The sequence below is a fragment of the Microcoleus sp. CAWBG58 genome, assembly GCF_020883045.1.
GTDB lineage: Bacteria > Cyanobacteriota > Cyanobacteriia > Cyanobacteriales > Microcoleaceae > Microcoleus.
The window spans coordinates 104,971-111,326 of the sequence record NZ_JAHRFA010000015.1; the positions used below are offsets into that span (position 1 = coordinate 104,971).

Annotated in this window: 6 protein-coding genes; 4 read left to right on the forward strand and 2 right to left on the reverse strand. The window is 41.5% G+C overall.

Annotated elements, in window-relative coordinates; genetic code table 11:
* Positions 1-86: 86 nt before the first annotated feature.
* Positions 87-968: a polysaccharide deacetylase family protein gene (locus QZ918_RS09405; protein ID WP_293333911.1), complete on the reverse strand. Its 882-nt coding sequence runs from the start codon at positions 966-968 to the stop codon at positions 87-89.
* Positions 969-1,457: 489 nt separating this feature from the next.
* Between QZ918_RS09405 and QZ918_RS09410 the strand changes: the two genes are divergently transcribed.
* Genes QZ918_RS09410 through QZ918_RS09420 form a run of 3 tightly spaced genes read left to right on the forward strand, consistent with a single transcriptional unit; the run spans position 1,458 to position 4,610 of the window.
* Positions 1,458-2,186 (forward strand): glycosyltransferase, encoded by a 729-nt coding sequence (locus QZ918_RS09410; protein WP_293333914.1) that lies wholly within the window; start codon positions 1,458-1,460, stop codon positions 2,184-2,186.
* On the forward strand, positions 2,179-2,976 hold the full coding sequence (locus tag QZ918_RS09415; RefSeq protein ID WP_293333917.1) for a polysaccharide deacetylase family protein: 798 nt from the start codon (positions 2,179-2,181) through the stop codon (positions 2,974-2,976). The genes QZ918_RS09410 and QZ918_RS09415 overlap by 8 nt, the downstream gene beginning before the upstream one ends.
* A gap of 5 nt (positions 2,977-2,981) precedes the next feature.
* Positions 2,982-4,610, forward strand: coding sequence for a DUF2079 domain-containing protein (locus QZ918_RS09420; RefSeq protein ID WP_293333920.1), 1,629 nt, complete (start codon positions 2,982-2,984; stop codon positions 4,608-4,610).
* Here the strand turns inward: QZ918_RS09420 and QZ918_RS09425 are convergent.
* Entirely contained in the window at positions 4,592-4,732 is a 141-nt protein-coding gene (locus tag QZ918_RS09425; RefSeq protein ID WP_293333922.1) for a hypothetical protein, read from the reverse strand. The genes QZ918_RS09420 and QZ918_RS09425 overlap by 19 nt on opposite strands.
* A gap of 62 nt (positions 4,733-4,794) precedes the next feature.
* On the opposite strand from QZ918_RS09425, the gene QZ918_RS09430 reads away from it, so the two are divergent.
* Complete coding sequence (locus QZ918_RS09430) at positions 4,795-5,463, forward strand: DUF3318 domain-containing protein (protein WP_293143955.1); 669 nt, start codon at positions 4,795-4,797, stop codon at positions 5,461-5,463.
* The last annotated feature ends 893 nt before the right edge of the window (positions 5,464-6,356 follow it).

Below are 6,356 nucleotides of genomic sequence, written 5' to 3' on the forward strand. Positions count from 1 at the left end.
GTATGGCTGATAGCTTATATAACGGCTGAAACTAAGAGGGCTGAAGCCCAACAACGTACTTCATCTTTGCTCAGAAAGGCTATAGCTTATTTTTTGCCAATTAGTTTGTGCAGCCAGCTTCCTGAAGCTAGGCTGCTGAGTCTTTCTGCGGAGTGTTTTTTGTTGACTGTTAATCTCGAAATCCGGTATTTATTGGGTGGAAAAAACCGCAATTTTAATTTGAGACTGTCGTACAAGTATCCGGATGAGAAGTATTTGACGAGGTATTGGTCAACTTGTTTGTTGACGGCGCCAAAGGGGTAGGCTATGTGAGACGCAACTATTTGATTTGGGTCTAAGTCTTTGGTGCATTTTCTGAGTATAATTTGGTCTTGAGATAGTTCTCTGTCTAATTCTGTCATAGAAATTTTTGTAAGATTTTCGTGGTTCAGTCCGTGGGATTGAATATCATAAAAACCTTTTTGCATTCCGTCTCTTAAGTCTTGACAAGTTACCTTTTTTATGAGTGAGTCTTGACGACCTAAGAAGCCGGAGTTGACAAATACAACTACTTTAGTTTTTCTGCCATATTTATTTTCGAGTCTTTGTAAAATCGGGAGCAAGTGCGTATAAATGCTTTTGTTGCCATCGTCAAAGGTAATCATAACTTTTTTGCGATCGCCATATTCACTCGGCACCGGCTTTTTGGGATTGGCGATGAAATACTCGTAAAGCTCTTGGGTTGACAAAAACCAATAGTTCTGCCTAACTAAGTCATCTAAAAATGGTTCCAAGTTTTGCTGGCTGTAGTCGCCGGGAAAGTCTCGCCGCTGCGGCGGTATTTCCTGGGGATTCCGCAAATCTACTATATCGTGAAAGCCGAATATCGGAATTTCTACTGTGATAATTTCTAAGATTGCTTGATAGGTGATGAAAGTTAGGAGGAATGCTAGTAAAAATCTAATAATACGTTTTTTTCGGGGCGTCATACCGGGTTTAAAATACTCGGGCCATTTGTTAACTAAATAATTTATCATTGACAATTACAACCTCATAAGGTATATAGTTCAGGCGGTAGTATGACGGTTTTTCCAGTTTAGATGTTGGGAGTGTCTAGATTGTCGATCGCCCGTGTCGCCCCTAAAGATGAGCTAGGCCAAGTCTAGCATGATACAATTTATGGCGATCGTACTTTTCCCGCAGCACCCCCTTAAAACTTGACAAGATTTATTTTTGACTAACTTTTTTACACAGAAAGAATTGGTTGAAAGCCCCAACCCCTTGAGGGAGAAATTAAAATCGGACTATTCATTACTCCATCCCTCTTCCTTTTAGGTAGAGGTCGCTCTCTTGGAGAGACTGTCACTTGTCAACTGTCAACTGTCAACTGTCAACTGTTGAAACGTGATGTCCTGTACTTGTGATTTCTTGCCCGAGGTGGTAGCATACTTCTGCGAAAGCCCGACGATCGAACAACAATGATGAAAATCGAAGTAATTCTGCCTGTTTACAACGAAGCAAATTGCATAGAGCAAACCTTTGACAGAATTTTAGAATTTTCTCAAAAAAATCATGCTTACAATTTTATCATTGTTAATGACGGCTCCACCGACAATACCCTAGAAATTATAGACAATAAACTCAAAGATTTCCCCACATATCACATCAAACTAATTTCTTACAGCAACCGTCAAGGTAAAGGGTATGCCGTCAAAAAAGGATGCGAATATGCAGACGCAGACTGCATTTGCTTCATGGATGGCGACTTAGCATACTCCCTCGAACATCTCGAACCCTTAGTAGAAAAATTAGAAAAATTTGATGTCGTAATTGGTTGCCGCAATCTCGATCGAGAAAACTTCCGAAATCTTACCTTACTTAGAAAAATAGCCGGCAAAATATTTAACTTTATTTCCCGAGTTATCCTCAATTTAAAATATAAAGATATGCAAGCTGGACTCAAAGGCTTCAAGAAAATACCAGCCAAACAAATATTTAAAAGACAAACACTTACCGGGTTTTCCTTTGATGCAGAACTGCTTTTCTTAGCCAAAAAGAAAGGATATACAATTGGTGAGATACCAGCCAGAGTTTCACAAGAACATCTCTACAAACTTTCTCAAGTCAATATATTGAAAGATTCCCTAAAAATGCTGAGCTGCTTGTTTAAGATTAGATCCAACGACCGCGCAGGCTACTATGAATAAATCAATATTGTTGAGTTTTGATCTAGAAGAATTTGACATCCCCGAAGAATACGGTCAACACCTGGAAGAGGAAATAAAATTTGAAATATCTAGCCGAGGATTGTCAAATATTATAGCACTTCTTGACAGATTAGAGATTAAAGCCACATTTTTTGTGACAGCCAACTTTGCACTCCACCACCGAGACACAATCAAGGAACTCTCAAAACATCACGAAATCGCCTCCCACGGCTTTTACCACTCTCAATTTTGCGTCGAAGATTTGCAAAAATCTAAGCTAACCCTAGAACAAATAACCAATACTCAAGTCACCGGATTCAGAATGGCAAGACTTCAGCCAGTTGACGATATAGAAATAGAAAAGGCAGGGTACGAATACAACTCATCCATGAATCCCACTTACATTCCCGGTAGATACAACAATCTCTCTAAACCCAGAACGGCATATTATACGAATCAATTACTGAATCTTCCCATATCAGTGACTCCTCTGATCCGATTTCCGTTATTTTGGCTGAGCTTTAAAAACTTTCCTCTGTCAATGATACAATTAGCCACCAAGCTAACGCTAGAAACAGATTCGTATCTCAATATCTACTTTCACCCGTGGGAATTCACAGATATTTCCGAGTTTAAATTACCCGGTTACGTCAAAAAAGACTCAGGCAACAAAATGGTTGACAAACTTGAAAAATACCTGGAAATTCTGAAAACTCAAGGTAAATTTATTTCTATTTCCGAATTCAAACACAACTTCAGTCAATCTCAGAAAAAATATCGGGTTCAGTAAAAACTATGAAATTTAAACCTATTGATTCCTGGAACAGTCAAACAGGATTGCGTCAAGCTACAATCCTAGCAACTATATTTTTTATAATAGTTTTAACTTTTAGTATCATCCGTTACGAAAGCTTTTTATCCACCTACGATCACGGTCTATTTAACCAAGTATTTTGGAACAGCGTACACGGACGATTTTTTCAAAGTTCAATGTCATCAGCCGCCTCTAGCGCGTCGCTGATAGACCGACAACTGTCATACCCATCTTACATCCATTTAGGCCAACACTTTGTCATCGATTTTCTGATTTGGCTGCCGATTTATGCTTTGTTTCCATCTCCTGTCACCCTGATTGTTCTGCAAGTAGGTTTAATTGCTGCCGCCGGAATAGTGCTGTATTTCTTAGCAAGACACTATCTATCTGTTCCGATGTCAGTAATGATAGTTGCTAGCTATTACGGAGCAAATGGTGTCATCGGCCCGACGCTGGGAAATTTTTACGAACACTGCCAGATTCCTCTATTTATGTTTAGTTTGCTCCTAGCTTTAGAAAAGCAGCGCTGGTGGCTGTTTTGGCTGTTCGCAGTGTTAACATTAGGTACTCGCGAAGATGCTGGAATTAGCTTGTTTGGCATCGGATCGTATTTAATTGTCAGCCGTCGCTACCCTCGTGCTGGCATGGCTTTGTGCGCGCTGAGTTTTAGCTATGTGGTGTTTATAACTAATACAATTATGCCGAGGTTTTCGGTTGACAATTCCCGCTTGTACATAGCAAGTTACTTTAGTAAATTTGTCAAAACAGAGAATCCGTCAACACTAGAACTGTTGTGGGCAATTATCACTCAACCTCAGATAATTATTGAAGTATTTTTCAAGGATGCAAGCAGGCGGATTTTATATATTTTCGGTCATTGGTTGCCGCTAGGATTTGTGCCTGCGATTGCTCCTAGTGCCTGGTTGATGACTATTTTTCCTTTGCTGGTTCTGTTGCTGCAAGTTGTTAATAAGTCGGCTACTTCTATCAACACCCGCTACACATTTGCGATCGTTCCGGGGTTGTTTTATGGTACAATCCTGTGGTGGTCGCAAAATCAAGATAAATTTAAACCAAGGTTCCATCGCTTCTGGATTGCGTGTATTGGTTTGTCGATCGTACTTACCTACACTTCTAATCCGAGTAAAGCTTTGTATTCTATTTCTCCTTATTCTTTCCAACCTTGGGTTTATCAATCTTTGCCTGCTCAACTGGGCCATGCAGCTAATGTCAAAAAAGTCTTGAGTTTGATTCCCCAAGATGCTAGTGTTTCTACTAGCGGTTATATAGTTTCTCACCTTTCTGGTCGCCGAAATCTGATTCGTTTAGAGGTGATGCAGATGAAAGATGAAGAGGGAAAAGTGGTCGATGTCGATTATGCGCTGTTAGATTTGTGGCAGTTGAAGCAAAATAATTTGAAAGCTGAGGTTGACCGAGGTAGAGTTCGGGGGGGAGTGCGTTTTACCGATGCAGCTCTGCGGAATGGCTTGTACGGAATTGCTGAAGTATTGGACGGGGTGGTTTTGGTTCAAAAAGGGATTACTTCTAAGCCGGAAGTTTTGGTGGCTTGGTCGAAATTGCGGCAGGAAATTCAACCGTTGATGAAATAGTCGGAAGAAATCGATCGCCCACAACGCGATCGCCCACAACGCGATCGCCCACAACGACTAAAATCAAATAAAATTGCCAAAAGGTCGATCGACCCCCGCAGCTCGGCTGTATTTGGATTCAAGGTTTGCTATACTCCAGAATATAGACACATATTAACCTTTGGAAAATCAATAGGCCGGAGCTATGACATCCTATGCAACCTCTACAGCAAGAGCCGAGATGAGTGAGATCCGGCGCTTGAAAAATATACTGCCCCCAGAACTCCAAAGTTGGGTAACAGTAGAAAAAACAATAGAAGTTAATCCCACCCTAATCCGTAGCGAAGAGATAGGCAAAGACCAGGTAGAAATACAGATAGACCTGATCCGCTGGGAACAGCTAGCAATGGATCAGCGCAACCTCCTATTTTGGCATGAAGTCGCCCGCATCCAAAACGACACCATCCCCAGAGACGGTTGGGAAATGGCGGCTCTGGCGATCGGTTTAGGCGGCGCCGTCGGCGAACTTTGGGTGCAAGATGGCTTGCTACTGGTATTGGCCCTAGCCCTGTGCGGCGTCTCTGGCTGGAGACTTTACCAAAAAAATAACGGAGATAAAAGCTTAAAAGAAGCAATAGACGCTGACGAAAAAGCTCTCACCCTCGCCACTCGCTTCGGCTACACTCTGCCAAACGCTTATAAAAGCCTCGGTAGCGCCTTAAAAACCTTAATCGAGCAAACCTCCAAAAAAACTCAACGGGCTAAATACGAAGCTCGTCTCCAGGCCCTGAAACGCAACGCAGCCAAAGCCAAAGCCAAAGTCCAACCCATCAGCCGCGAAACCTCCCAGTCAGAAAACGTCTACAATTCTTGAGCTACCAGAAAATTGGGGTTAGAGCCTCCCCCTTAAGCGGGGGACTTTCTCCATATTTTTAGAGGAAGTCAGGCATTCCTACGATCGATGTGTTATGCCGAGGAACAGGAGGAAATTAAGATGCTTGTTCTCGAATTCAAGGCTTACGCAAAACTATGTTAGTTTCAGGCAGTAGATGAAGCAATTAGAATTTGTCAATTCATTCGCAACAAATCGATCCGACTGTGGATGGATGGTGGGGCTAAATCTTGGTTAGATCTTTCTAAGCATTGTGCAATTTGGGCAAAAAAAATTGACCGGAGCAAATAAGTTAGGTGCGATGGCTTTCGCAGGCTAGTGCAGAAAGAGCATGGGCTAGTATTTCCCGCTTTATGATAATGTCAAAAAAGGCATTAAAGGCAAAAGAGTTGGGTTTCCTAAATTCCAGAAAGACTGTCGTTCTGTTGAGTACAAAATTAATTCTTGGAAGCTTTCGTTCGATAGGAAATCAATCACCTCTACCGATAAGTGTGGAATTGGTAGACTGAAGTTAAAAGGTACTCGTGACTTAAATTTTTATCAACTCTTCCCAAATTAAGCGAGTACGGTTGGTTAAACGAGCAGATGGATATTATGTCCAGTTTTGCATCTCTATAGACCGACTAGAAACCGCTCCAATGACAGGTAAAACAATTGGACTAGATGTCGGTTTGAAAGAGTTTTACACTGATTCAAATGGCTTCATGGTTCCCAACCCTAGATTTCTGCTCCGAGCTGAAGCACGATTAAAACTGTAGTTTAGACTAACCAAAGATGAGAACGGTGGCAAAAGAAGAACTAGAGCCACCGCGCTGGGAGAGAATGAGGGTGAAAAAGAAAACCTATCCACTCCTTAAATGAACAGTGAACGATTA

What these genes read in the sequence shown, in the direction of transcription:
- QZ918_RS09415 (WP_293333917.1), top strand. Translation starts at nt 2,179, where the DNA reads ATGAATAAATCAATATTGTTGAGTTTTGATCTAGAAGAATTTGACATC.
- QZ918_RS09405 (WP_293333911.1), bottom strand. Translation starts at nt 968, where the DNA reads ATGACGCCCCGAAAAAAACGTATTATTAGATTTTTACTAGCATTCCTC.
- QZ918_RS09410 (WP_293333914.1), top strand. Translation starts at nt 1,458, where the DNA reads ATGATGAAAATCGAAGTAATTCTGCCTGTTTACAACGAAGCAAATTGC.
- QZ918_RS09420 (WP_293333920.1), top strand. Translation starts at nt 2,982, where the DNA reads ATGAAATTTAAACCTATTGATTCCTGGAACAGTCAAACAGGATTGCGT.
- QZ918_RS09430 (WP_293143955.1), top strand. Translation starts at nt 4,795, where the DNA reads ATGACATCCTATGCAACCTCTACAGCAAGAGCCGAGATGAGTGAGATC.